The following is a 24446-nucleotide window of genomic DNA, read 5'->3' as shown; positions in this document are numbered from 1 at the left end:
AAACTGATATCACGGGTGGTGCAGCGCGTTCGCGCCGCCGGGGCTGGCGACCAGCGGCGCCGATGCCGTCCGATCGTCGCCCGCATACTCGCGGGTCTCGTAGTCGGACTCGAGGTCGGCGACCGCGGCCGTGGCCGCCTCCTTCGTGGCGCCCGGCATGCTGGCACGCCGGCCGACCCCCTCCAGGACGTGCTTGCCGATCAGGTCGCCGGCCGGCAGCTCGATCGGGTACTCCCCGTCGAAGCAGGCCATGCAGAGCCGGGACTTCGGCTGCTCGGTCGCCTGGACGAGTCCGTCCAGCGAGACGTAACCGAGGCTGTCGGCGCCGATCGAGCGGCGGATCCCGTCGATCTCCAGGCCGTTGGCGATCAGCTCGGCCCGGGTGGCGAAGTCGATGCCGTAGAAGCACGGCCACTTCACCGGCGGCGAGGAGATCCGCACGTGCACCTCGAGGGCGCCGGCCTCACGCAGCATCCGGATCTGGGCGCGCTGGGTGTTCCCGCGGACGATCGAGTCGTCGACCACGACGATCCGCTTGCCGCGGACCACCTCGCGCAGCGGGTTCAGCTTCAGCCGGATGCCGAGCTGCCGGATGGTCTGCGACGGCTGGATGAAGGTCCGGCCGACATACGCGTTCTTCATGAAACCGGCGCTGTACGGGATACCGGAGGCTTCCGCATACCCGATAGCGGCGGGAATGCCGGACTCGGGCACGCCGATCACCAGGTCCGCCGCGACCGGGTGCTCCTTGGCCAGCTTGCGGCCGACCTCGACGCGGGCCGAGTAGATGTTGCGGCCGGCGATCGTGGTGTCCGGGCGGGCGAGGTACACATACTCGAAGAGGCAGCCCTTGGGCTCCGGGGCGGCGAACCGGCTGGACCGCAGACCGTGCTCGTCTATCGCGATGATCTCGCCCGGCTCGACCTCACGGACGAAGCTGGCGCCGGTGATGTCCAGCGCGGCGGTCTCGCTCGCGACCACCCAGCCGCGCTCCATCCGGCCCAGCACCAGGGGCCGGACACCCTGCGGATCGCGAGCCGCGTACAGCGTGTGCTCGTCCATGAAGACGAAGCTGAAGGCGCCCCGCAGAGTCGGCAGCAGCTCGAGCGCCGCGGCCTCGACCGAAAGGTCGGGGCGACCGGCCAGAAGGGTGGTCACCAGGGCGGTGTCGGAGGTGGCGTCGCCCACCTCGAGGCCGCGGGCGGCGACCTCCTTGGCCAGCTCGGCGGTGTTGACCAGGTTGCCGTTGTGGGCCAGCGCGATCGTCGTGCCGGCCGAGGTCGCCCGGATGGTGGGCTGCGCGTTCTCCCAGTTGGAGCCGCCGGTCGTGGAGTAGCGTGCGTGGCCGATCGCGAGGTGGCCCCGCAGGCTGGCCAGGGTCGGCTCGTCGAAGACCTGAGAGACCAGGCCGATGTCCTTGTAGACCACCACGCCGGAGCCGTCACTCACCGCGATGCCGGCTGCCTCCTGGCCGCGGTGCTGAAGTGCGTAGAGCCCGAAGTAGGTGAGTTTCGCGACCTCTTCCTCGGGGGCCCAGACGCCGAAGACGCCGCAGGCATCCTGGGGGCCGCGCTCCTGGGGGTCGAGATCGTCGGTCAATCGGCCGTCGCCTCGGGGCACCTGCTCGCTCCCTCATGTCAGGGTCTGCACGGACCGCGAACTCGCTGGTCCGTCCGACCGCCCAGTGTACGCGAGCCGGAGGGGAGGGCACCCGGGCTCATCGACCGATGAGCGGCAGGTACTCGGTGAGATCGGTCCTTACCCCGCTGGCCCGGAGGCGCCCGTCTGCGACCGCGGCCGGCCAGTCGAGACGCCCGGAAGCCAGGAGCAGCCAGGTCATCGGATCCGTTTCGACCACATTGGGCGGTGTGCCGCGGGTGTGCCGCGGACCGGCAACGCACTGAATCGCGCCGAAAGGTGGAATTCGCACCTCCACCGAACGGCCAGGCGCTCGGCGGGACAACTCGGTCAGCAGTGCTCGCACCGCGTCACGGAGGACCACGCGGCCGGGTTCGACACCCCGGTCCAGCGCGTCCAACGCCTCCGCCACCGACTCGGAATTATTGTGCGCAGGTGACATGTCAGGACAATACGACCCGGTCTGCCGACAACGGCACACCGCCCTGGGTCGCGCGAGTGACGTATGACAAGGCATAGTTGCCGACGGTGTACACGTCGCGGGATCTCACCGGGCACCCGAAACCGGGAACCGCGCGACCGGAAGGCGGTGGACGTGACCACGCACCTACGAGCCCGGACGGCCCAGGCCGGTGCGTTCCTGGCGCTGGCCGCCGGCTTGGTGGCCGGTGTGCAATCTCCTGCCCTGGCTGACCCCCCAGACATCCAGATCCAGCTCTCGAATACCGAGGTCGACTCTGGAAGTACTGTAACCATGCAGTACACCGTGCGTAACCCCGGGGGCGAAGATCAGCAGGGTGACAACCGGGCCTCCATCAAGGTCAGCGGCATGAGCTGCACCGGTCAATGCAGTCCCTCAGGCCAGCCGATTCAGCCCGACGCCACCGAGGACTTCGACGCCACGCTCACCGCGCCGACCGTGAGCGCCGGGCAGAAACGCTCCATCACGGTCACCGTGACCGCCACGCTGAACGGCGAGACCGGCACCGCCTCCGAGACGATCACCGTCAACGGGCCCGCGGCGCCGACCAACGTCCGCCAGGTCAGCGGCCGCATCAAGGACGACGGCGGCGCCCGGGTCTCCGGTGTGCAGGTCGCGATCCAGGACAGCGCGGGCCACTCGTACAGCACCACCACGGGCAGCGACGGCGGCTACGCCTTCTCCTCGTCGGACGCCGAGCCGATCGCGGCCGGCTCGATCACGGTGGGCGCGGCCAAGGACGGCTACGAGTCCACCACGGTGCGGGTGGAGGGCACCGCCGGCCGGACCGTCAACGTGCCGCTGACCATCAAGAAGGTCGCCGCGGAGACCACCTCCCCGACCCCGGCCGCGAGCACCTCGACGAGTGCCGCGCCGGAGGAGGAGATCACCGAGGAGGCGCCCGGCCAGACCACGGCGCCGCTGGTCGACCAGGGGCTGGACAACGCCTCCAACACCGAGGAAGAGGGCAGCAACTGGCTGCTCATCATCATGGGTGTGCTGCTGGTGGCCGCCGGTATCGGCGCCATGGTGCTGGTCTGGATGCGGCGTAAGAACGCGAACGAGCTCGGCTCGGACACCGGCCTCGGCAAGGCCGTCCCGGCGGCGGCCGGTGGCTTCGACGCCACCCGGGTGGCCGCGCCGGTCGGCGGTGGCCGCGGCGGCGACGCCACGATGGTCGCTCCGGCGGGCGGCATGGGTGCTCAGCGCGGCGGCAGCCTGGCCGACGCCCCCACGATGATCCACCGGCCGCCGGTCGAGGACGAGTTCCCGGACCCGTACGGCGCTCCGATGCCGGCCGGCGGTGGCTTCGCCGGCGGCGGTAACCAGTGGGGTGCCGACCAGGGCGGCGCCTACGGTGGCGCCACGCAGACCTACGGGCAGCAGGGCGGCGGTTACGGCGCGGCCGACCAGGGTGGCTACAACGAGGCCGGCCAGGGTGGCTACAACGACCCGGGCCAGCAGCGCTACGACGAGCACACCAACCTGTACCAGCCGGAGCAGCCGCAGCGGTACGACGAGCACACCAACCTCTACCAGCCCGAGCCGGGCGGCTACCCGCAGCAGCAGGGTGGCAACTACGGTGGCGGCGGCTACGACCAGGGCGGTTACGACCAGCAGGGTGGCTACGGCGACCAGGGTGGCTGGGGCGGTCAGGACGCCGGCGGTTACGACCAGCAGCAGGGCGGCAACTACGGCGGAGGGTACGACCAGCAGCAGGGCGGCTACCCGCAGCAGCAGGGCGGCGGCTACGACGACGGTGGCTACGACCAGCAGCAGGGCGGGAACTACGGCGGCTACGACCAGCAGCAGGGTGGCTACGGCGACCAGCAGCGTGGCACGTACGGGAATCCTCGCCCGAACCGCGACTGGGACGGCAACTAAACCGGACGCATAGAAGAAGGGCCCCGCGCGATCCGCGCGGGGCCCTTCTTCTATGGCTTGCTCAGGCGTCGGCCGACGGGTTGATCGGCCCACCCGGCACCTGCGGGCTCAGCTCGAGCGTGACCGAGCGGACCGGGGCGGGCGCCTCGACCTGCTCGGGCTGCTCGGCGGGCTCGGTGTCGGCGTGCCGGTTGATCAGCTCGGCGGTGCCGCCGAACAGGTTCCGCAGCGTCGACGACCAGACCTCGCGCAGTTCGTCCAGCGGAATGCTGAACTGGCCCTCCACCTGGAGCGCCGGCTCCTCGGAGGTGACACCGAGCGGGGTGACCGGCACGCCGTGCTCCGCCACGAGGGCGAGGAACGCCTTGTCGTGCCCGCGCGGCACGGCCACGAGCACGCGGCCCGCGGACTCGCTGAACAGGTGGACGAACGGCGAGTTGCCGTCCTCCGGGAAGGTCACCTTGGCGCCGATGCCGCGCCGCAGCGTGCTCTCCACCAGCACCTGCGCCAGACCACCGTCGGAGAGGTCGTGCGCCGCGCTGACCAGCCCGGACCGCGAGGCCTGGGCCATCACCTTGGCGAGCGCCTGCTCGGCCGCGAGGTCGACCTTCGGCGGGCGACCGCCGAGGTGGCCGTGGGTCACCCAGGCCCACTCCGAGCCGGACAGCTCCACGCGGGTCTCGCCGAGCAGGAAGAGCAGGTCGCCGCCGGCCTTGGCGGGCGGCGGGAAGCCCATCGGGATGCGGCGGGACACGTCGTCGAAGACACCGAGCACGCCGACCACCGGGGTCGGGTGGATGGCGGCCGCGCCGGTCTGGTTGTAGAAGCTGACGTTGCCACCGGTGACCGGGGTGCCCAGCTCCAGACAGCCGTCGGCGAGACCACGGCAAGCCTCGGAGAACTGCCACATCACGGTCGGGTCCTCGGGGGAGCCGAAGTTGAGGCAGTCGGTGATCGCGACCGGCTCGGCGCCGGTGACGGCCACGTTCCGGTACGACTCGGCGAGCGCGAGCCGGGCGCCCTCGTACGGGTCGAGGCGGGCGAACCGCCCGTTCCCGTCGACGGACAGCGCGACCCCGAGCCCGGTCTCCTCGTCGATCCGCAGCACCCCGGAGTCCTCCGGCTGGGCCAGGATCGTGTTGCCGAGCACATACCGGTCGTACTGCTCGGTGACCCAGGTCTTGTCGCACAGGTTCGGCGAGCCGGCCATCCGCAGCAGGGTGGCGCGCAGCTCGTCGCCGGTCGACGGGCGGGGCAGCGTCTCGGCACGGTCGGCCTGGAGCAGCATCAGGTCGTTCGGCTCGCGGAACGGCCGGTTGTAGACCGGGCCGTCGTCGGCGAGCGAACCCGGCGGCACGTCCACGACGACGTGGTCGTTCCAGGTGATGTGCAGGCGGCCCGGGGTGCCGTCCTCGGCGGCCGCGGTGACCTCGCCGATGGCGGTGGCCCAGACGCCCCACTTCTCGGCGACCTTGAGCACCGCGTCCAGGTTCTCCGGCGTGACGATCAGGAGCATGCGCTCCTGGGACTCGCTGGCCAGGATCTCGGTCGGCGACATCGACGCCTCGCGCAGCGGGACCCGCTCCAGCCAGACCCGCATGCCGGTGCCGGCGGCCGCGGCGGTCTCGGTGAGGGCACAGGTGAGGCCTGCGCCGCCGAGGTCCTGGATGCCGCTGACCAGGCCGGCGTCGTACAGCTCGAGGCAGCTCTCGATCAGGAGCTTCTCCATGAACGGGTCGCCGACCTGCACCGACGGGCGGCGCTGCTCGGCCTCCTCGTCGAAGGTCGCCGAGGCCAGCACGGAGACACCGCCGATGCCGTCCCGGCCGGTACGCGCGCCGAGGAGCACCACGATGTTGCCGGTGCCGGTGGCTTCCTTCTTCTGGAGCCGCTCGACCGGCAGGACACCGATCGACAGCGCGTTGACCAGCGGGTTGCCCTGGTAGCAGGGGTCGAAGACGATCTCGCCACCGATGTTGGGCAGGCCCAGGCAGTTGCCGTAGCCACCGATGCCGGCCACCACGCCGGGCAGCACCCGGGCGGTGTCGGGGTGGTCGGCCGCACCGAAGCGCAGCGGGTCCATCACCGCGACCGGCCGGGCGCCCATGGCCAGGATGTCGCGGACGATGCCGCCGACACCGGTGGCCGCGCCCTGGTAGGGCTCCACGTAGCTGGGGTGGTTGTGCGACTCGACCTTGAAGGTGACCGCGATCTTCTCGGAGATCTGCACCACACCGGCGTTCTCACCGATGCCGGCCAGCATCCGGACGTTCTTCGGGGCCTTCTCGCTGAACTGCTTGAGGTGCACCTTGCTCGACTTGTACGAGCAGTGCTCACTCCACATGATCGAGTACATCGCCAGTTCGGAGGCGGTCGGCCGGCGGCCGAGGATCTCCCGGATCTTGGCGTACTCGTCGTCCTTCAGGCCCAGATCACCATAGGGCTGGAGATCGTCCGGGGACTTCTCCGCCCGCTCGACGGTGTCGGGCTCGTCGGAGCCGGTGGCGAGCACGTCGGTCGCAGCGAAGCCACTCTGCTGCGTCGTCACTGTTGTCCCCCTGCGAGCTGACCGTCCTTCGCCAGGCTGCGCAGGACGGAGGTGAAGAAGCCGAGGCCGTCGAGCGACGGGCCGGTCAGCGCCTCCACGGCGTGTTCCGGGTGCGGCATGATGCCGACGACGTTGCCGGCCTCGTTGGTGATTCCGGCGATGTCGCGCTGCGAGCCGTTCGGGTTGCCCTTGATGTAGCGGGCGATGACCCGGCCCTCGGCCTCGAGCGCGTCGAGCGTGTGCGTGTCCGCGACGAAGCAGCCTTCACCGTTCTTCACCGGGATCAGGATCTCCTGACCGGGGGTGAAGCCGTTGGTCCAGGCGGTGCCGGTGGCCTCGACCTTGAGCCACTGGTCGCGGTTGCGGAAGTGCAGGTGCTGGTTCCGGGTCAGCGCGCCGGGCAGCAGGTGCGCCTCGCAGAGGACCTGGAAACCGTTGCAGATGCCGAGCACGGGCAGACCGCCACGTGCCGCATCGATGATGGACTCCATCACCGGCGCGAACCGGGCGATGGCGCCGCAGCGCAGATAGTCGCCGTACGAGAACCCGCCGGGAAGGACGACCGCGTCGACCCCGTGCAGATCCGGGTCGCCGTGCCAGAGACGCACGGCCTCGGCCCCGGCGATCCGGGCGGCGCGGGCGGCGTCCCCGTCGTCCAGTGAGCCAGGGAAGGTGACCACACCGATCCGCATGGTCAGGCGACCTCCGCGCCCTCGACGAGGCGAACCTCGTAGTCCTCGATCACCGGGTTGGCGAGCAGCTTGTCGGCGATCTCCCGGGCCCGATCGAGGTCGGCCTCCCCGGTGAAATCGATCTCGATCCGACGACCGATGCGGACAGACGAGACATCGGTGACGCCGAGCCGGGGCAGCGCATTGGCCACCGCTTGACCCTGCGGGTCCAGGATCTCCGGCTTGAGCATGACGTCGACCACGACGCGAGCCACGGGCACTCCTGACTGATAGATGTAAGCAGCCCGAAGCCTACCTGGTGAGGCCTTGCGACGACCCACGGGTCGGTGTCGGCAGGCCGACCCGAGCGTCATTGAGCAGGCAAGGCGTGTCGAATCCAGGGACATCCCACAGTGATATGTATCAATTGGGCTGAGAGACCGGCGGCACCGGCGACCTAGGTTTCATCCATCGAATTCGATTGGATCAATACGCGTACCTCGTCGACCCGATCCCCAGAAAGGAAACTCGACGTGCGCATTCGCCTTCTGGCCGCCACCGCCGGTGTGATCGCGACCCTGGTCGCCCCCTCCGCCGCGCAGGCCGCCGACCCGGTCACCCCCTACATCATCGGCGGAAGCACGGTCTCCTCCGCGCCCTGGGCCGCGGCCGTCTTCAGCAACGGCAGCTTCACCTGCTCCGGAACGATCATCTCGGCCAACTACGTGCTCACCGCACGGCACTGCGTCAGCGGGACGATGTCGGTACGCGTCGGCAGCGTGAACCGGACCTCCGGCGGCGTCACCCGGACCGTCTCGTCCAGCTCCACCCGGTACGACCTCGCGCTGCTGCGCCTGAGCAGCTCGGTGAGCACCAGCTACATGCCGCTGTCCAGCGCGTACCCGCCGGTCGGCTCCACCAACAGCATCTACGGCTGGGGCATGACCTGCTACTCCGGCTGCTCCGCGTCGACCACGCTGAAGACCGCCACGGTCTCGGTGACGTCGACCAACGCGACCGACGCCTACAACGGCCGGGCGATCGCCAGCACCCGCGTCAACGGCAACGCCTGGCGGGGCGACTCGGGTGGGCCGCAGGTCTACAACGGCGCCCAGGTGGGTGTCGCGTCGACCGCCGACGGCACGAGCCGGCAGTACTACGGCAGCGTCGCCTACAACCGGGCGTGGATCACCTCGGTGGCCGGCGTCTAGAAGAAGAGTGGTCCGGGCGCACGGAGCGCCCGGACCACACCTTCGTCAGAGGATGGGCGCGGGATCGTACCCCGCCGCTTGGGGGTTTTGCGCCACGATCTCGCCGATCCGCGCGGCAACCGCCTGGACCTGCGCAGGGGCCGCGCCGACGAACGCGGCGCGGTCCGCGACCAGCGTGTCGATCTCGGCGCGCGAGAGCCGCAGGCGCTCGTCGGCGGCCAGCCGGTCGAACAGGTCGTTGACCGCGGCGCCCTTCTCCCGCATGGCCAGCGCCACGGCGACCGCGTGCTCCTTGATCACCTCGTGCGCGACCTCCCGGCCGACGCCCTTGCGCACCGCCGCGACCAGGACCTTCGTGGTGGCCAGGAAGGGCAGGAAGCGGTCCAGCTCCCGGGCGATCACCGCGGGGTACGCCCCGAACTCGTCGAGCACCGTGAGGAACGTCTGGAAGAGCCCGTCGGTGGCGAAGAACGCGTCCGGCAGCGCGACCCGGCGCACCACGGAACAGGAGACGTCGCCCTCGTTCCACTGGTCGCCGGCCAGCTCGCCGGTCATCGACAGGTAGCCGCGGACGATCACCGCGAGGCCGTTGACCCGCTCCGAGGACCGGGTGTTCATCTTGTGCGGCATCGCCGAGGAGCCGACCTGGCCGGGCTTGAAGCCCTCGGTCACCAGCTCCTGGCCGACCATCAGCCGGATGGTGGTGGCCAGCGACGACGGGCCGGCGACGATCTGGGCCAGCGCCGAGACCACGTCGAAGTCGAGCGAGCGCGGGTAGACCTGGCCGACGCTGGACAGCACCCGGCTGAAGCCGAGGTGCTCAGCGACACGCTGCTCAAGGCCTTCCAACGAAGCGAAGGACCCGTCGAGAAGGTCGAGCTGGTCGGCCGCGGTGCCGACCGGGCCCTTGATGCCACGCAGCGGGTAACGGCCGATCAGGTCGTCGAGACGCTCGTACGCGATCAGCAGCTCCTCCGCCGCGGAGGCGAACCGCTTGCCCAGCGTGGTCGCCTGCGCCGCGACGTTGTGCGAGCGACCGGTCAGCACCAGGTCGGAGTGCTCGACGGCGAGCGCCGCGAGCCGGGACAGCGCGGCCACCACCCGGTCCCGGATCAGCTCGAGCGACGCCCGGATCTGGAGCTGTTCGACGTTCTCCGTCAGGTCGCGGGAGGTCATCCCCTTGTGGATCTGCTCGAACCCGGCCAGCTCGGAGAACTCCTCGATGCGGGCCTTCACGTCGTGCCGGGTGATCCGCTCACGGGCCGCGATCGACGCCAGGTCGACCCGGTCGAGCACCGCCTCGTACGCCTCGACGGCGCCCTCCGGAACATCGACGCCGAGATCACGCTGAGCCTTCAGGACCGCGAGCCACAGCTTGCGCTCCATCCGGATCTTCTCCTCCGGGGACCAGAGGGTGACGAGGTCGGCGGAGGCGTACCGGGCAGCGAGCACGTTCGGGATGGTCACGGCACTGATTCTTTCACGGGCTGGACGGCGTCTCCCGGCAGCCGGTGACGCAGGGTACGGACATCACGGCTGAGCAGCATCGCGGCGACGGACAGGAACATCAGCACCGCGCAGCCGATCAGGGTGGGTTTCAATCCGGCGGCCTCGGCGATCGGGCCGACCGCCACCTGCCCGAGAGGCATGGCCAGGAACGAGCCGAGCATGTCGTAGGAGTAGACCCGCGCCAGCTTGTCGGACGGTACGTGCTCCTGCATCGTGGTGTCCCAGGCGATGCCGAACTGCTCCAGCCCGATCCCGGCGACGAACCCGGTGATCAGCAACACCGGGACGGTCGGCCAGACCCCGAGGGCCAGCATCGGCAGCGTCATGAGGGCGCAGCAGAGGGTCCCGAAGAGCAGCAGCCGGCGGATCCGGAGCCGGATCGCCACCAGGGCGCCGACAACCATGCCGAGGGTCTGCGCCGCGAGGATCAGGCCCCACGCGGTCCGGCCGAAGGTCTCGTCGGCGACCACCGGGCCCAGCACGTTCGCCGAGCCGGACCACGCCACGTTGCCGATGCAGGCGCAGGCCACCACCACCCACAGCCACTCCCGGGAGCGGAACTCGGTCCAGCCGCCGCGCAGCTCCGTCATGATGCCGGGCCGCGCCGAGACCGGCCGGGCGGCCAGCCGGAGGAAGGCGAAACAGAAGGCCGAGGCGACGAAGGTGGCCGCGTCCACGGCGATGCCCCAACCCGGCCCCACGGTCGCGACCAGCACGCCACCGAGCGGAGCGCCAGCGATCATCGCGCCGTTGGAGCACATCCGGTTGAGTGCGTTGGCTTGCTGGAGGACGTCCGCCGGGACGGTCTGCGGCACCACGGCCGCGGTGGCCGGCAGGGCCAGGGCGGCCACCACGCCATTGATCGCGGAGATCCCGACGAGCAGCGGGATCGTCGCCGTGCCGGTGAGCACCAGGGCGGCCACCACGCCCTGGGTGACGGCCGCGGCCAGGCCGGCGCCGACCAGCACCAGGCCGCGCGGCAGCCGGTCCGCGAGCACCCCGCCGAAGAGCAGGAACAGCACGTTGGTCAGGGTCCGGACGCCGACCACGAGACCGAGGTCGCGAACCGAGCCGGTGAGGTCGAGCACGGCGAAGGAGAGGGCGATCGGCGCGATCGAGTTGCCGAGGGCGTTGACGGTCCGCCCGGCCAGCAGCAGCCGGAAGTTTCGATGTCGCAGCGGGCCGGTCATTCAGACCTCATCTCGAAGAGCGCGATCGTGGTGCTGGTCCGGACCGTCCCGGGGGTACGCGGCGGTTGGGCGGCATCGTGCAGGTCGCGCAGGGCGGAGGCGATCCGGTCCCGGATCTCCTGCCATTTAAGTGGATCGATCCAGAATTCGCCGTCCCCGAGCACCCCGGTGCCGGACCAGTTGCCCTGGGCCGAGCGGCGGATCAGCTCGTTGGCGGCGGCCGGGTAGAGCGCCCGCTTGTCCTCCGGGCCGGGCTTTCCCCAGCAGCCGGTGTCGTAGCGGTACCGCTTTGCCACCCCACCGCGGATCTTCTCCTCGCCGGCCACCGCGATCAGGCCGCCGGACTGGAGGTTGCGCAGGTGATAGCTGGCGTTGGCGTGGGTGATCCCGAGCTCCCTCGCGACTTCGGCGGCGGTCAGCGCGGCCCCGGTGAGCAGGGACATGATCTGTAGGCGAACCGGATGGGCCAGCGCTCGGAGCGCGGCCGTGCCGCCGGACTCGGCATCCCCCAAAGACATGTTGGGGAGTCTATGTATCCGGCGGGGCAACTGTCCAACAGTTGTTTGAGAGTGGCACACTGCACGGGCTACCGGCATCCTCGCTAGGGTTACCGGTGGGTAGCCTGGCCGATCACCCGAAAGGACTACTGATGACGGATTTCAGCCCCGAGTCGCTCGCCGCGATCGGCCCGAAGGAGTTCACTCAGCTGGTCAAGTCCACCCCGGACTCGAAGATCGCCGAGGTGATGGCGTCCGACACCCGCACCAAGATCCTGGACGAGGTGTTCAACCGGATGCCCACGCTCTTCCGCGCGGAGCGGGCCGGGGACACCGCCGCCGTCATGCACTGGATCATCACGGGCGGGCCGAACGGCCAGGACACCTACGAGACGGTGATCGAGAACAAGACCTGCACCGTCACCAGCGAGCCGGTCCGCCAGCCCAGGCTGGCCATGACCATGGACGCGCTGACGTTCCTGAAGACCATCACCGGCGCCGGGAACCCGATGATGCTGTTCATGACCGGCAAGATCAAGGCGAAGGGCGACCTGAGCCTGGCCACCAGCATCCCGAAACTCTTCGACATCCCGAAGGGCTGACCCTCACAGCAGGCCGTGGTCCCGGGCGTAGATCGCGGCCTGCGTCCGGTCCCGCAGGCCCAGCCTCGCGAGGATGTGCGAGACGTGGTTCTTGACCGTCCCCTCGCTCACGAAGAGCTTCGCGGCGATCTCCCGGTTCGTCGCGCCCCGGGCGATCAGCCGCAGCACCGCGTGCTCGCGCTCGGTCAGGTCGGTCCGCGGGGTCGCCACCGGTTCACCCCGGTCCAGGGCCGACACCAGCCGGCGCACCACGGCGCTGTCGTGCTGGTCGACACCCGAGTGAGCCAACCGAACGGCCCGGGCCAGGTCGCGTGGCGGCAGGTCCTTGAGCAGGTAGCCGCCGGTTCCGGCCCGTAGCGCGCGGAGCACGTACTCCTCGTCGTCGAAGGTCGTCAGCATCAGCACCCGGCAGGCCGGCAGCCTCTCGCGGAGCAGTTCGGCGGCTCGAAGACCATCCAAGACCGGCATGCGTACGTCCATGAGCACCACGTCCGGAACCGTGGCCAGGGCGAGTTCCACCGCGGCACGGCCGTCCGCCGCGGTGCCGACCACCTCGATACCCGGCTCGATGCCCAGCAGTGAGGCGATGCCCTCCCGGATCAGCGCCTGGTCGTCGGCGATGAGAACCCGCACCGGGGCGTCGGCGGTCACCGGGTCCCCGCCGGGACACTCGCCACGATCCGGGTGCCGTGTCCGGGCCTCGACTCCACCCGTACGCTGCCGCCGAGAACGGCCAGGCGCTCGCGCATCCCGCTGAGCCCACCACCGACCGCGGTGTCCGGGGTGAAACCCTGGCCGTTGTCCTCCACTTCCAGGACCGCGCCGTCGTCACCGCGCCGGACCGCCACCCGGACCAGGTCGGCCCCGGCGTGCCGGCGGGCGTTGGTGAGCGCCTCCTGGGCGACCCGGTAGAGCGCCTCCGACCCGGCCCGCCCCTGGTCGAGTTCCGCGTCGCCGACGTCGAGCACCACCCGGAAATCCGCCTCGTGCAACCCTTCGACCAGCGCGAACAGGGCGGCTGCCAGGGAGAACGGCTCGGCCCGAAGAGCGCCGACCGACTCCCGCACCTCGCGGAGCGCCCGTCCCGTGGCCCGGCGCGCGTCCGCGACCGCCCGGTCCGCCACCTCCGGATCGCGCTCCCGGAACGCCTCCGCCTTGGCCAGCTGGACGCTGACCGCGGTCAGATGGTGGCCGACGCTGTCGTGGATGTCCCGGGCCAGCCGGTTGCGCTCACTCGCGGCGCTCAACTCGGCCACCCGCTGCTGCGTCGCGGTCAGCTCGGTCACCAGCCGCTCGGCCTGCAACCGGCTCCGCCGCTGCTCGGCCGCGACGGCCGCGGTGGCCACCGTCAGGACCAGGCCGATGAAGAGCATGAACAGATCGGAGACCACCTCGGGATCGGTCCAGCCGCCGGTCACGGAGCCGGCCCGGGCCAGCGCGGCGAACAGGTAGAACACCGCCAGACCGATCCCGGCGGCCCGGCCCAGCCAGAGGTACGCGAAGAACGGCACCAGGACGAAGAGGGCCCGGGAGAAGCCGGCCTGATCGGCGGAGTTGACGGTCTCCAGCAGCACGATCCGGACCACCAGCAGAGCCACCGCCCAGCGCCGGGACCGGGGCCGCCGCCAGTCGAACTGCTCGACGGCCAGCAGGGCGAGCAGGCCCCCCACGAAGACCGCCAGCTCGGCGCCGGACCAGTCCGGCGCCAGACCGGCGACGACGTAGTAGAGCCCGGTCAGCATCACCGCCCCGTAGAGCAGCGAGGCCATCCAGCGCAGCGGCGGTGCGTCGAGAGCCATACCGTCACGCTAGGTGGCCGGGGCATCCACGCCCATGCCCGGCGCTCAGGTCTGGCCATTGGTCATGTGCCGTCCGGCGGGTGCCCGCCGCCCGGTCCTGGCCTCGCGGCACTGTCCCTGTTCCGGGCCCGGCGGGCACGGTATCGACGTCCGATACCGAAGGAGTCCGACAATGTCCGAACGGGATCTGTACCGTCTCGCCGCCCTGACCGGCCTGGCCGGCGGCGTCCTCACCCTGATCGCCGTCGCCCGCCGTGCCGGGCTTCTGCCGGAGAACGGGTTCACCCACGCCCTGGCCCCGCCGGCCACCGCGCTGCTGCTGCTCACCCTCACCGCGCTCTACCTGTGTCAGCGGCGGGAGTCGGGCCGGCTGGGCCTGGCCGGTTTCGCGCTGAACCACCTCGGCCTGAGCGGGCTGTTCGCGATCGAGTTCCTCACCCACGCGGTCCTGCAATACCAGGACGCCGCGACCCGGGAGGCGGTGCTCACCGGGCCGGGGCGGCCGTACTTCCTGGTGGCGGCGCTGACCTTCCTGGCCGGGGTGCTGCTCTTCGGCGCCGCGTCATGGCGGGCCGGAGTGCTGCCCCGGGGCGCCCTCGCGCTCTACATGGTGGGCCTGAGCGCCGCGGCCCTGCGAGCCGCGGCACCCGAGTGGCTCTACCTCTCCGGGCTTATCACCGGCAGCCTGGGCGTGCTGTGGCTGTCCGTGGCCCTGCTGCGGGACGCCGGACGGCCGGCGCTCGTCACAGCGTGATCCGGCCCTCGACGGCGCGCAGGGCGATGTCCGTGCGGTACTGCGCGCCGTCCAGCTTCACGCCCTCGACCAGGGCGTAGGCGGCCGCGCGGGCGGCGGGCAGGTCGGCGCCGGCCGCGGTGACGCTCAGCACCCGGCCGCCGGCCGAGACCAGCGCGCCGTCGGTGTTGCGGGCGGTGCCGGCGTGGATGACGCCCGGGCGCTCGGCCCCCTCGATGACGTCGCCGGTCCGCGGGACGCCGGGGTAGTTGTGACTCGCCACGACGATCGTGATCGCCGAGCCGTCCTTCCAGCGCAGCGGGCCGTGTTCGGCCAGGGTGCCGGTGGCGGCGGCGTTGAGCAGCCCGGCCAGCGGGGTGTCCAGCAGCTCCAGCACCACCTGGGTCTCCGGGTCGCCGAACCGGGCGTTGAACTCGATCACCTTCGGACCGTCCGGGGTGAGCGCGAGTCCGACGTAGAGCAGGCCGGCGAACGGGGTGCCGCGCTTGCGCATCTCGGCCAGGGTCGGCTCGACGGTCTCCCGCAGCACCCGCTCGGTGAGGTCGGCCGGCGCCCAGTCCAGCGGGGCGTAGGCGCCCATGCCACCGGTGTTGGGGCCCTCGTCGCCGTCGGCCAGCCGCTTGAAGTCCTGCGCCGGCATCAGCGGGGCGGCCGCCGTGCCGTCGGTGACCACGAAGAGCGAGACCTCGGGACCGGACAGGTACTCCTCGATGACGACCGTGCCGCACGCCTCGGCGTGGATCAGGGCCTCGTCGAGGTCGTCGGTCACCACGACGCCCTTGCCGGCGGCCAGGCCGTCGTTCTTCACCACGTAGGGAGCGCCCAGCTCGGTGAGGGCGGCGCGGACCGCCTCCATGTCCGAGCAGGCGAAGGAGCGCGCGGTCGGCACCCCGGCCGCGGTCATGACCTCCTTGGCGAACGTCTTCGAGCCCTCGAGCCGCGCGGCCGCGGCCGACGGACCGAAGCAGGCGATGCCCTTGGCCCGCACCGCGTCGGCCACACCGGCCACCAGCGGGGCCTCCGGGCCGACCACGACCAGGTCGGCGCTCAGCTCGACGGCGAGCGCCGCGACCGCGGCGGGATCGGTGACTTTGACCTCATGCAGCTCGGCGACCTGGGCGATGCCCGGGTTGCCCGGCGCGGCGGCCAGGAAGTCGACGGACGGGTCGGCGGAGAGCCCGACGGCAAGCGCGTGCTCGCGCCCACCGGAGCCGATCAGAAGTACGCGCACGACGGCCCATCCTACCTGCGTCACCGTCCAGTAAACTTCGGCAGTACCCGGGCTCCTCCAGGTACGACCTTGGGGAAAGGCAACACTCAAAGTGCCGGTGATCGTGTTGGTCGGCGCCCAGTGGGGCGACGAGGGCAAGGGCAAAGCCACGGACCTGCTGGGCGACCGGCTGGACTACGTGGTCAAGTTCAACGGTGGCAACAACGCGGGCCACACCGTCGTCATCGACGGCGAGAAGTACGCGCTCCACCTCCTTCCGAGCGGGATCCTCTCCCCGAACGTCGTACCGGTGATCGGCAACGGTGTCGTCGTCGACCTCAACGTGCTGTTCCAGGAGATCGACGGCCTGGAGGCCCGCGGCATCGACACCTCCCGGCTCCGGATCAGCGCGAACGCGCACGTCATCGCGTCGTACAACCGGACCCTCGACAAGGTCACCGAGCGGTTCCTCGGCTCGCGCCGGATCGGCACGACGGGCCGTGGCATCGGCCCCACCTACGCCGACAAGATGAACCGGATCGGCATCCGGGTGCAGGACCTCTTCGACGAGTCGATCCTGCGGCAGAAGGTCACGGCCGCGCTGGGCTTCAAGAACCAGGTGCTGTCGAAGATCTACAACCGCACCGGGGCGAAGGTCGACGACGTGGTCCGGGAGCTGCTCTCCTACGTCGACCGGCTGCGGCCCTATGTGGCCGACACCGCCCTGGAGCTGTCCCAGGCCATCGACAGCGGCAAGGTCGTGCTCTGCGAGGCCGGCCAGGCCACCCTGCTCGACGTGGACCACGGCACCTACCCGTTCGTGACCAGCTCGAACGCGACGTCCGGCGGCGCCTGCACCGGCTCGGGCATCCCGCCGACCCGGATCGACCGGGTGGTGGCCGTGCTCAAGGCGTTCACCTCCCGCGTCGGTGAGGGCCCGTTCCCGACCGAGCTGCACGACAAGTGGGGCGACTACCTGCGTGAGGTCGGTCACGAGTACGGCACCACCACCGGCCGCCCGCGCCGCATCGGCTGGCTGGACCTGGTGATCGGCCGCTACGCGCAGCGCATCAACGGGGTCACCGACTTCGCGATGACCAAGCTGGACAACTACGACGGGCTCGACGAGATCCCGGTCTGCGTGGCGTACGAGGTGAACGGCGTCCGGCACGACGAGATGCCGGTCAACCAGACCGACTTCCACCACGCGAAGCCGATCTTCGAGACGCTGCCCGGCTGGAAGCAGGACATCACCGGTTGCCGCAAGTTCGAGGACCTGCCCCAGGAGGCGCAGGACTTCGTCGAGTTCGTCGAGCAGCGGATCGGCGCGCGGATCTCGATCGTCGGCGTCGGCCCCGGCCGTGAGGCGGTCATCGAGCGGCACTCGGTGCTCGGCGGTAACTGACCGTGTACGACGTGGTGCTCCTCAGCCTGGCCGAGGGGTCGGGCGACGGCTGCGGTTCCGGGTGCGGCGGCTGTGCGTCCGCCTGCGCGACTCCGCGTACCCCCGTGCTGGCCTGCGCGGACGCGCTGCGTGAGGCCGGCGCCCGGGTGGAGACCGTGCTGGCCGGATCGGATCAGGAGATCGACGCGGTGCTGGCCCGTTTCGACGGGCCGGTCCGGCCGGACGGTCTCGCCTGGCCGGACCCGGACACCAAGCTGCGGCTGGTGGTGGCGAGCGCCACCGACGGCCAGTTGCGCGCCGTCGTGCGCCGGCTGGTTCGGCGGTACGCTCCGCCGCCCAGCAAGCGCCCCTCCGACCTGGCGGCCGGCCGCACCGTGCCGGATCTCCCGCCGCTCGCGATCCTGCCGCTCGACCCGGGCAACTCCGGCGATCTGGCCGCCCAGCTCGGCCTCCCCCGGACCCCGGCCGAGGTGGCCGCGGCCGTGATGAACGGGCCGGTCCGCCGCCTCGACCTGTTGCGCAACGACGGCGGTTCGGTGACGCTGGACGGCGCTCTGCTCGGCGGTTCCGACGACGAGGGCCGGGCGGTGCCGTGGCGTGGCCGGGTCGAGGTCGACGATGCCCTGCTCACCGACGGTGAGGAGCCGGTGCTGGCCTGCGTGGTCGGCAACGCGGCCGGTTACGCCGAGTTCGACGGCCTGCGGCTGCTCGCCGAGGGCGACCCCACCGACGGGCGGGTCGAGGTCGCGGTGGCGGTCCCGGTCGTGGTCAAACAGCGTTTCAAGGGCACGAGGGTCCGGGTGGAGGTGCGCCGGGCGCGCGGCCGTGCGGTGTCCGTGCTTCCTCGCGAGGGTGACCTGCAGTTCCTCGACGACGGGGTGGCGGGTTCCACCAGCCGCAAGCGTTCGTGGTGGACCGAGGCGGGAGCCTGGGCGGTGTTCACGGGCTAGCGCGATCCTTCTGGGCGGCCCCGGTTCCGATGCGGAACCGGGGCCGCGCTGTTTCTCCGGTTTCTCGTCTATGTCGGGTTCCACGAGTCGTGGCGGACTGAGCAAACGTATGTACGCAAACGTATGCGGTGCGCGGTACGGTCCCGGCAACCCGGCACTCGGGTCGGGGCTGACTCGACAGGAGGCACGTGGGATGAGGACCCGTCAGCGGTTGTCCCTCCTGACCGTCGCGGCCATGATCGGGGTCACCGGCTGCTCCCAGGGGACTGAGCCGACCGAATCCACGGCCGAGCAGAACGTGGCCGCCACGACCAGCTGCGCCGGCAAGGGCGAACTCACCATGTGGGAGCGCTCGGGTGGCAACAAGGACATGGTGGACATGCTGGTCGCGGCGTGGAACACGAAGAATCCCGACTGCAAGATCGCACTGACCTACATTCCGCACACCGAGATGGTCGGCAAGATCGCCCAGGGCATCGCCTCCGGGCAGGTGCCCGACCTGATGGGCATGGATCTGATCTACGCGCCCCAGTTCGAGAAGGCCGGCCAGCTCGTCGACCTCACCGACCGGATCCGCGCCTGGCCCGAGCTCGCGACCGCCAGCAGCGGGCACATGACGGTCGCGACGTACGACCAGCGGCTCTACGGCGTCCCGCTCTACGCCGACGTCTCGGCGCTCTTCTACAACAAGGACCTCTTCAAGCGAGCGGGCCTCGACCCGGCCGAGCCACCGACCAGCCTGTCCGAGCTGCGGTCCTATGCCGACAAGATCACCGCGCTGGGCGGGGACGTGAAGGGCTACTACCTGCCGGGCAACTGCGCGGGCTGCAACATCTTCACGGTCGGGCCGCTGATGTGGGCCTCGGGCGCCAAGATCGAGGCGGCCGGCCCGGGTGACGAGCCGCTCGTCGGCGACGGCGTGAAGCAGGTGCTCCAGTTCGAGCGGGACATGGTCCGGGCCGGCAACGTCCACGACGGCGACCGAACCGAGAACGGCGAGACGTTCCACCTCCAGTTCGGCTCCGGCAAGGTCGGCATGATGGGCACCGGCAACTTCAACATCACGCTCGCCCGCCAGCAGAACCCCGGGATGGACTTCGGCATCGCCCTGCTGCCCGGCGTGGCGCCGAACTCCAGCGCCTCGTTCATCGGCGGCGACCTCGTCGTGGTGCCCAAGGGCAGCAAGCGGGTCAACGACGCGGTCAACTTCATGAAGTTCCTGCTCTCCGACGACGTCCAGGTCGAGGTGTACGCGAAGGCGCTGAACCTGACCACGCGCAGCGACATGGTCGACAACAAGTACTTCCAGGCCGAGCCGCTGGTCCAGGACGTGGCGAAGGCGCTGACCGTCGGGCGCACGCCGTACACGCTGACCTTCTTCGAGCAGATCAACTCGCCGCAGGGCCCCTGGCTCAAGATGCTCCAGCGCGCCTACTACTCCGACGACGACCTCGACGCGGTCATCGCCGACGCCAAGAAGGAAATGAAGGAGATCGCCGCGAAGTCCTGACGGAGGGGAAAACCATGCAGGGTACGCGGCGGAACAGATGGACCGGCCTGGCGTACGTGGCCCCGGCACTGGTGTTCGTGCTGGTGTTCACGGTCTACCCGCTGGGCCGGATGATCTGGATGTCACTGCACGAGTGGTCGCTGATCGCCGAGCCGCACTTCATCGGCCTGGACAACTTCCGGCGGGCGTTCGGCGACGAGCAGTTCTGGACGTCGTTCCGGTTCACTCTGGAGTACACGGTCCTGATCACCCCCGTCCTCATCGTGGGCGGCTACCTGCTGGCCCTCCTGACCGCGCCTTCGTCCACAGTGCGCGCTGTCACCCGTACCGTGATATTCGTCCCTGTTGTTATTGGTTTAGGGGTTTCCAGCCTGCTCTGGTATTGGCTGTTCAGCACGGATTTCGGGGTGATCAACCGAATCCTGCTGGACCTCGGCCTCATCGATCAGCCGGTGCTCTGGCTCGGGGTGGACGCCGGCACGTCGAACTTCGCGATCAGCACGTCGGTGGTCTGGAAGGTGATCGGCTTCGGGATGATCCTGTTCGTCGGCGCCATCCAGGCCATCCCGACCGACATCACCGAGGCGAGCCTGGTCGACGGCGCCGGTTATCTACAGCGGGTCACCCGCGTCGTCCTGCCGCTCACCATGCGCACGATCCTGCTGGTCACCCTGCTCAGCGTGATCGGCTCGCTGCTGGCGTTCGACCAGTTCTACATCATGACCGCCGGCCAGCCGCAGAACGAGACGGCGACCTCGGTCTTCTTCGTCTATCTGAATTCGTTCCCGTATCTGAAGCTGGGGTACGGCGCCGCGCTGTCGCTGATCCTCGCGGTGACCATCCTGGCGTTCACGATCGTGCAGCTCGTGCTCACCCGCCGGAGCGAGTCGTGACCGGGCGGACCGGCTATCTCGTGGGGGCCGTCTGCGTCGCGATCAGCACGGTCATGCTGCTGCCGCTGGTCTACTCGATGCTGGCGTCGATCAAGCCGACCGCCGAGGCGGCCGCCACCCCGCCGACCTACCTGCCGCACGGGGTGAGCCTGGACAGTTACCGGCGGCTCTGGGACTACCAGGAGGGTCTGCTCACCTACCTGGGCAACAGCTTCGGCACGGCGGTGCTGACGATCGTCTTCACGCTGCTGCTCACGGTGCCCGCGGGGTACGGGCTGTCGCGCTTCCCGATCCCCGGCCGCGAGGTGATCTTCGTGGTGCTCCTGCTCGCGCTGATCATTCCGTACCAGGCTCTGCTGACCCCGATGTTCCTGATGTTCGCCAAGATCGGCCTGACCAACTCGCTGGTCGGGCTGGCCGTCCTGCACACCAGCATCCAACTGCCGTTCAGCCTCTACATCCTGCGCAACACGTTCGCCGCGGTGCCACGGGAGATCGAGGAGGCGGCCGTCATGGACGGGGCTGGCTCGCTACAGATCCTGCTGCGGGTCTTCCTCCCGCCGACAGTGCCGGCCGTCGTCACCGTCACCCTGTTCGCCTTCATCACGTCCTGGAACGAGTTCCTCGGCGCGCTGGTGATGATGAGTTCGAGCGCGAAGTTCACGCTGCCGGTGATCCTGGCGACCGCCCGGACCGAGACCAGTCTCGGCGGCACCGACTGGGGCATGCTCCAGGCCGGCGTCACCATCTCGATCATCCCCTGCGTGCTCGTCTACCTGTTGCTCCAGCGGTACTACATGGCCGGTCTGATGAGCGGAGCCGTGAAATGAGCGTGTCAGTGGTGCAGCCGTCCCGGACCGCCTGGTCCCGGCTCCGTCCGTTCGGCGCCGGGCAGGTCGATCTGCGCACCGGCTTCTGGGCCGACCGGGTCCGGATCAACCGGGAACGCACCATCCCGCACGGTCTCGACCAGCTCCGCCGTGCCGGGACGCTGGACAATCTGCGGCTCGCGGACGGGTACCGTGCCGCCGCCGACTCGACCGGGGCCACCCTGCCGTTCCTCGACTCCGATGTGTACAAGTGGCTCGAGGCGGTCGGGTGGGAGCTCGCCCGCGGACCCGACCCGGGCCTGGCCGCGTCCGCCGACGAGGTGATCGCCCTGGTCACCGCCACCCAGCGGGCCGACGGCTATCTGAACAGCTACGTCCAGGCCGGCGACGGCGAGCCGTACCGTGACCTGTCCTGGGGCCACGAGCTCTACTGCCTCGGGCACCTGATCCAGGCCGCGGTGGCCTGGCATCGCGCGCTCGGCGACGACCGGCTGCTCGACGTCGCGATCCGGGCCGCCGATCACCTGCCCGGCCCGCTCGTCGACGGCCATCCCAACATCGAGATGGCGCTGGTGGAGCTCGCGCGGGTGACCGGGGACCGGCGCCGTCTGACGACGGCCGCCCGGATGCTCGAACTGCGTGGTCACGGCACGCTGCCCGGCGCGCGGTTCGGCGCCGGTTACTGGCAGGACCATGAGCCGGTACGCGACGCGGCCACCGTCGCCGGTCATGCCGTCCGGCAGCTCTACCTGGACTGCGGCGCCGTCGACGTGGCCGTCGAACTGGGCGACGACCGGCTGCTCGGCGCGGTCCGGCGACGCTGGGACGACATGATCCGGACCCGTACCTACCTCACCGGGGGGCTCGGCAGCCGGCACCGCGACGAGGCCTTCGGCGATCCGTACGAGCTGCCACCGGACCGGGCGTACGCCGAGACCTGCGCGGCCATCGCCAGCGTGATGCTCGCCTGGCGCCTGCTGCTGGCCACCGGCGAGGCCGGGTACGCCGACTCGATCGAGCGGACCATGTACAACGGTGTCCTGCCCGGCATCTCGCTAACCGGAACCCGGTTCTTCTACACCAACCCGCTGCAACGCCGGACCCACCGCGTGCTCGACGGCGCCGGGCCACGGCTGCCCTGGTATCCGTGCGCCTGCTGCCCGCCCAACCTGATGCGCCTGCTCAGCTCGTGGCAGCAGTACCTGGCGACCTGCGACGACAGCGGCATCCAGGTGCACCAGTACGCCGCGGCCGAGGTGCGGACCGAACTGCCGTCCGGCCCGGCCCGGCTGCGGATCGACACCGGCTACCCCTGGGACGGCCGCATCATCCTGTCCCTGCTGGAGACCCCGGCGGAGCCGTGGACCCTGTCCCTGCGGGTGCCCCGATGGTGCCGGACGGCAACCCTGACCGGACCGGACGGCACCCTCGCGGTCGGCGCCGGGATGGTCAAGCGGCACCGGCGGTGGCAGCCCGGTGACGTCGTCGAACTGAGCCTCGACCTGCCGGCCCGGATCACCGAGCCGGATCCGCGGATCGACGCGGTACGCGGGTGCGTGGCGGTGGAGCGGGGCCCGCTCGTCTACTGCATCGAGACCGCGGACGCGCCCGGGCGTACCGAGATCGAGGAGTTGATCTGGGATCCGAGCCGGGAGCCGGCCGTACGGCCGCGGCCCGACGTCGCCGAGGCGATGGTCGGCGTCACCGTCCCGGTGCTCCGCCGCCGGTCCGGTGCACCGGCGACGGCCGGAGCCATCCCCTACTTCGCGTGGGGCAACCGCGAACCGGGCGCCATGCGGGTCTGGATCCCCCGATGATCAGGGCCGCTCCGGCGGCGCGGTGGAGTCCCGCACGACCAGCGGCAACTGGAAGACGGTCACGTCCGGCTCGCGGCCACCGGACGGATCCCGGGCCAGCGACACCGCCCGGGCCACGCCGAAACCGACGATCTCCGCGATCGGCATCCGCAGCGTGGTGAGCGCGGGCACGGTGTGCGAGGCGATGAGGATGTCGTCGAAACCGACCACCGACAGCCGGCCGGGCACCGGGATGCCGAGACCGTGCGCGGCATGCAGCGCGCCCACGCCGACCAGGTCGGTGGAGGCGGCCACCGCGGTCGGCGGCTCCGGCAGGCTCATCAGGTCGGTCAGCGCCGCCTCGCCGCCGTCCAGGGTGCCGGGGCAGCGCCGCAGATAGCCGGAGGGGACACCGCCGAACCGCTCCCGCATGAAATCGACGTACGCCTCCTCGCGGATGCGGTACTCGTTGGGCAGTTCCGCGCTGAGGAACCCGATCCGCCGGTGCCCCAGCGACGCGAGATGCTCCAGCCCCGCCTGCACACCCGCCCGGTCGTCCGGGTTGACGGCCGGGAACTCGAGCGGGCTCACGCCCTGCCACAGCCCCACCACCGGCACCGACGATCCGCGCAGGTCGTCGAGGAGCTCCGGGTACGCCTGCATGTCACCGAGCAGGATGATCGCGTCCGTGTGCCGGGTCTCCAGCACGGTGGTGAGCGGGGTTCCGGCGTCCAGCCGCCCGTGGACGTGGCCGAGCACCACGTGGTAACCGTGCGCCATCGACTCGACGACGAGCGCCTCGATGACCCCGGCGTAGAAGACGTCACTGAAGTCCCGGACGACCGCACCGATCAGGTTGGTCGACGCGCCGCGCAGCCCCCGGGCCAGCGGATTGGGCCGGTAACCCAGCTCGCGTGCCGCCCGGATCACCCGCTCCCGGGTCTCCGGGGCGATCGGCACCCGGGTGGGCGCGTTGTTGAGCACCCGTGACACGGTGCTCTGCGAAACCCCGGAGGCGGCCGCGATGTCCCGCATCGTGACCACGGGACGCGGGGACGGTGGCATCGC

22 protein-coding genes are annotated in these 24446 nt (G+C 70.6%); 10 read left to right on the top strand and 12 right to left on the bottom strand.

The annotated features are described in order from the left end of the window. Positions 1-9: 9 nt before the first annotated feature. Both purF and IEZ13_RS21245 read right to left on the bottom strand, forming a co-directional pair. The gene (purF, locus tag IEZ13_RS21250; protein WP_183225720.1) at positions 10-1620 is read right to left on the bottom strand and encodes an amidophosphoribosyltransferase; all 1611 of its coding nucleotides are present in this window, start codon (positions 1618-1620) and stop codon (positions 10-12) included. 97 nt (positions 1621-1717) lie between these two features. After that, a complete protein-coding gene (locus IEZ13_RS21245; protein WP_183225721.1) occupies positions 1718-2080 on the bottom strand; it encodes a sterol carrier family protein in 363 nt (120 codons plus the stop codon). A 312-nt stretch (positions 2081-2392) separates the two neighbouring features. On the opposite strand from IEZ13_RS21245, the gene IEZ13_RS21240 reads away from it, so the two are divergent. Further along, the gene (locus IEZ13_RS21240) at positions 2393-4003 is read left to right on the top strand and encodes a carboxypeptidase-like regulatory domain-containing protein (protein WP_183225722.1); all 1611 of its coding nucleotides are present in this window, start codon (positions 2393-2395) and stop codon (positions 4001-4003) included. Positions 4004-4064: 61 nt separating this feature from the next. Here the strand turns inward: IEZ13_RS21240 and purL are convergent, their stop codons facing one another. From purL to purS, 3 genes are read right to left on the bottom strand one after another with little or no spacing between them, the layout of a single operon-like run. Continuing rightward, positions 4065-6515 carry a phosphoribosylformylglycinamidine synthase subunit PurL gene (gene purL / locus IEZ13_RS21235; protein WP_229794853.1) on the bottom strand — a complete coding sequence of 817 codons (2451 nt, stop codon included), beginning with the start codon at positions 6513-6515 and terminating at the stop codon, positions 4065-4067. Positions 6516-6547: 32 nt separating this feature from the next. Continuing rightward, on the bottom strand, positions 6548-7249 hold the full coding sequence (purQ, locus tag IEZ13_RS21230; RefSeq protein WP_183225843.1) for a phosphoribosylformylglycinamidine synthase subunit PurQ: 702 nt from the start codon (positions 7247-7249) through the stop codon (positions 6548-6550). Beyond that, positions 7246-7497 (bottom strand): phosphoribosylformylglycinamidine synthase subunit PurS, encoded by a 252-nt coding sequence (gene purS / locus IEZ13_RS21225; RefSeq protein WP_183225724.1) that lies wholly within the window; start codon positions 7495-7497, stop codon positions 7246-7248. The genes purQ and purS overlap by 4 nt, the downstream gene beginning before the upstream one ends. Before the next feature lie 258 nt (positions 7498-7755). Here purS and IEZ13_RS21220 point away from each other — a divergent pair, with 258 nt between their 5' ends. After that, positions 7756-8433 carry a S1 family peptidase gene (locus IEZ13_RS21220; RefSeq protein WP_183225725.1) on the top strand — a complete coding sequence of 226 codons (678 nt, stop codon included), beginning with the start codon at positions 7756-7758 and terminating at the stop codon, positions 8431-8433. A 45-nt stretch (positions 8434-8478) separates the two neighbouring features. Here IEZ13_RS21220 and purB read toward each other — a convergent pair whose 3' ends face one another. Genes purB through IEZ13_RS21205 form a run of 3 tightly spaced genes read right to left on the bottom strand, consistent with a single transcriptional unit; the run spans position 8479 to position 11650 of the window. Next, positions 8479-9900, bottom strand: coding sequence for an adenylosuccinate lyase (gene purB, locus IEZ13_RS21215; protein WP_183225726.1), 1422 nt, complete (start codon positions 9898-9900; stop codon positions 8479-8481). Continuing rightward, positions 9897-11132, bottom strand: coding sequence for an MFS transporter (locus tag IEZ13_RS21210; RefSeq protein ID WP_183225727.1), 1236 nt, complete (start codon positions 11130-11132; stop codon positions 9897-9899). Before IEZ13_RS21210 ends, purB begins: the two co-directional genes overlap by 4 nt. Then, positions 11129-11650, bottom strand: coding sequence for an ArsR/SmtB family transcription factor (locus IEZ13_RS21205; protein WP_183225728.1), 522 nt, complete (start codon positions 11648-11650; stop codon positions 11129-11131). Before IEZ13_RS21205 ends, IEZ13_RS21210 begins: the two co-directional genes overlap by 4 nt. 131 nt (positions 11651-11781) lie before the next feature. On the opposite strand from IEZ13_RS21205, the gene IEZ13_RS21200 reads away from it, so the two are divergent. Next, positions 11782-12231 (top strand): SCP2 sterol-binding domain-containing protein, encoded by a 450-nt coding sequence (locus IEZ13_RS21200; protein WP_183225729.1) that lies wholly within the window; start codon positions 11782-11784, stop codon positions 12229-12231. Between the two features lie 3 nt (positions 12232-12234). Here the strand turns inward: IEZ13_RS21200 and IEZ13_RS21195 are convergent, their stop codons facing one another. Together IEZ13_RS21195 and IEZ13_RS21190 are read right to left on the bottom strand one after the other, a co-directional pair. After that, entirely contained in the window at positions 12235-12882 is a 648-nt protein-coding gene (locus IEZ13_RS21195) for a response regulator (RefSeq protein WP_183225730.1), read from the bottom strand. Next, positions 12879-14030 carry a sensor histidine kinase gene (locus IEZ13_RS21190; protein WP_183225731.1) on the bottom strand — a complete coding sequence of 384 codons (1152 nt, stop codon included), beginning with the start codon at positions 14028-14030 and terminating at the stop codon, positions 12879-12881. Before IEZ13_RS21190 ends, IEZ13_RS21195 begins: the two co-directional genes overlap by 4 nt. A 172-nt stretch (positions 14031-14202) precedes the next feature. On the opposite strand from IEZ13_RS21190, the gene IEZ13_RS21185 reads away from it, so the two are divergent. Further along, complete coding sequence (locus IEZ13_RS21185) at positions 14203-14784, top strand: hypothetical protein (protein WP_183225732.1); 582 nt, start codon at positions 14203-14205, stop codon at positions 14782-14784. Here IEZ13_RS21185 and purD read toward each other — a convergent pair. After that, positions 14774-16015, bottom strand: a complete 1242-nt coding sequence (gene purD / locus IEZ13_RS21180) for a phosphoribosylamine--glycine ligase (RefSeq protein WP_183225733.1) — start codon at positions 16013-16015, stop codon at positions 14774-14776. The genes IEZ13_RS21185 and purD overlap by 11 nt on opposite strands. A 91-nt stretch (positions 16016-16106) precedes the next feature. Between purD and IEZ13_RS21175 the strand changes: the two genes are divergently transcribed. The 6 genes from IEZ13_RS21175 (at position 16107) to IEZ13_RS21150 (ending at position 23399) form a co-directional block, all read left to right on the top strand. Next, positions 16107-17399, top strand: a complete 1293-nt coding sequence (locus IEZ13_RS21175) for an adenylosuccinate synthase (protein WP_183225734.1) — start codon at positions 16107-16109, stop codon at positions 17397-17399. A 2-nt stretch (positions 17400-17401) separates the two neighbouring features. Beyond that, the gene (locus IEZ13_RS21170) at positions 17402-18349 is read left to right on the top strand and encodes a diacylglycerol kinase family protein (RefSeq protein ID WP_183225735.1); all 948 of its coding nucleotides are present in this window, start codon (positions 17402-17404) and stop codon (positions 18347-18349) included. A gap of 193 nt (positions 18350-18542) precedes the next feature. Continuing rightward, complete coding sequence (locus tag IEZ13_RS21165) at positions 18543-19859, top strand: ABC transporter substrate-binding protein (RefSeq protein WP_229794830.1); 1317 nt, start codon at positions 18543-18545, stop codon at positions 19857-19859. 14 nt (positions 19860-19873) lie between these two features. After that, the gene (locus IEZ13_RS21160) at positions 19874-20752 is read left to right on the top strand and encodes a carbohydrate ABC transporter permease (protein ID WP_183225736.1); all 879 of its coding nucleotides are present in this window, start codon (positions 19874-19876) and stop codon (positions 20750-20752) included. Next, on the top strand, positions 20749-21582 hold the full coding sequence (locus IEZ13_RS21155) for a carbohydrate ABC transporter permease (RefSeq protein ID WP_229794828.1): 834 nt from the start codon (positions 20749-20751) through the stop codon (positions 21580-21582). The genes IEZ13_RS21160 and IEZ13_RS21155 overlap by 4 nt, the downstream gene beginning before the upstream one ends. After that, positions 21579-23399 (top strand): glycoside hydrolase family 127 protein, encoded by a 1821-nt coding sequence (locus IEZ13_RS21150; RefSeq protein ID WP_183225737.1) that lies wholly within the window; start codon positions 21579-21581, stop codon positions 23397-23399. The genes IEZ13_RS21155 and IEZ13_RS21150 overlap by 4 nt, the downstream gene beginning before the upstream one ends. Here IEZ13_RS21150 and IEZ13_RS21145 read toward each other — a convergent pair whose 3' ends face one another. Beyond that, positions 23400-24443: a LacI family DNA-binding transcriptional regulator gene (locus tag IEZ13_RS21145; protein WP_183225738.1), complete on the bottom strand. Its 1044-nt coding sequence runs from the start codon at positions 24441-24443 to the stop codon at positions 23400-23402. Between the last annotated feature and the right edge of the window lie 3 nt (positions 24444-24446).

Origin of the sequence: Actinoplanes campanulatus, assembly GCF_014647795.1 — a bacterium.
In the GTDB taxonomy this organism is placed as follows: Bacteria; Actinomycetota; Actinomycetes; order Mycobacteriales; family Micromonosporaceae; genus Actinoplanes; species Actinoplanes campanulatus.
Note: the sequence above shows the minus strand (reverse complement) of the source record. Positions and strands in the feature narration are given on the sequence as shown.

Coding starts and splice junctions, on each gene's coding strand:
- IEZ13_RS21245 (WP_183225721.1), bottom strand. CDS start 2,080: ATGTCACCTGCGCACAATAATTCCGAGTCGGTGGCGGAGGCGTTGGAC.
- IEZ13_RS21240 (WP_183225722.1), top strand. CDS start 2,393: ATGCAGTACACCGTGCGTAACCCCGGGGGCGAAGATCAGCAGGGTGAC.
- IEZ13_RS21210 (WP_183225727.1), bottom strand. CDS start 11,132: ATGACCGGCCCGCTGCGACATCGAAACTTCCGGCTGCTGCTGGCCGGG.
- IEZ13_RS21205 (WP_183225728.1), bottom strand. CDS start 11,650: ATGTCTTTGGGGGATGCCGAGTCCGGCGGCACGGCCGCGCTCCGAGCG.
- IEZ13_RS21200 (WP_183225729.1), top strand. CDS start 11,782: ATGACGGATTTCAGCCCCGAGTCGCTCGCCGCGATCGGCCCGAAGGAG.
- IEZ13_RS21190 (WP_183225731.1), bottom strand. CDS start 14,030: ATGGCTCTCGACGCACCGCCGCTGCGCTGGATGGCCTCGCTGCTCTAC.
- IEZ13_RS21185 (WP_183225732.1), top strand. CDS start 14,203: ATGTCCGAACGGGATCTGTACCGTCTCGCCGCCCTGACCGGCCTGGCC.
- IEZ13_RS21165 (WP_229794830.1), top strand. CDS start 18,543: ATGAGGACCCGTCAGCGGTTGTCCCTCCTGACCGTCGCGGCCATGATC.
- IEZ13_RS21160 (WP_183225736.1), top strand. CDS start 19,874: ATGCAGGGTACGCGGCGGAACAGATGGACCGGCCTGGCGTACGTGGCC.
- IEZ13_RS21150 (WP_183225737.1), top strand. CDS start 21,579: ATGAGCGTGTCAGTGGTGCAGCCGTCCCGGACCGCCTGGTCCCGGCTC.
- IEZ13_RS21145 (WP_183225738.1), bottom strand. CDS start 24,443: ATGCCACCGTCCCCGCGTCCCGTGGTCACGATGCGGGACATCGCGGCC.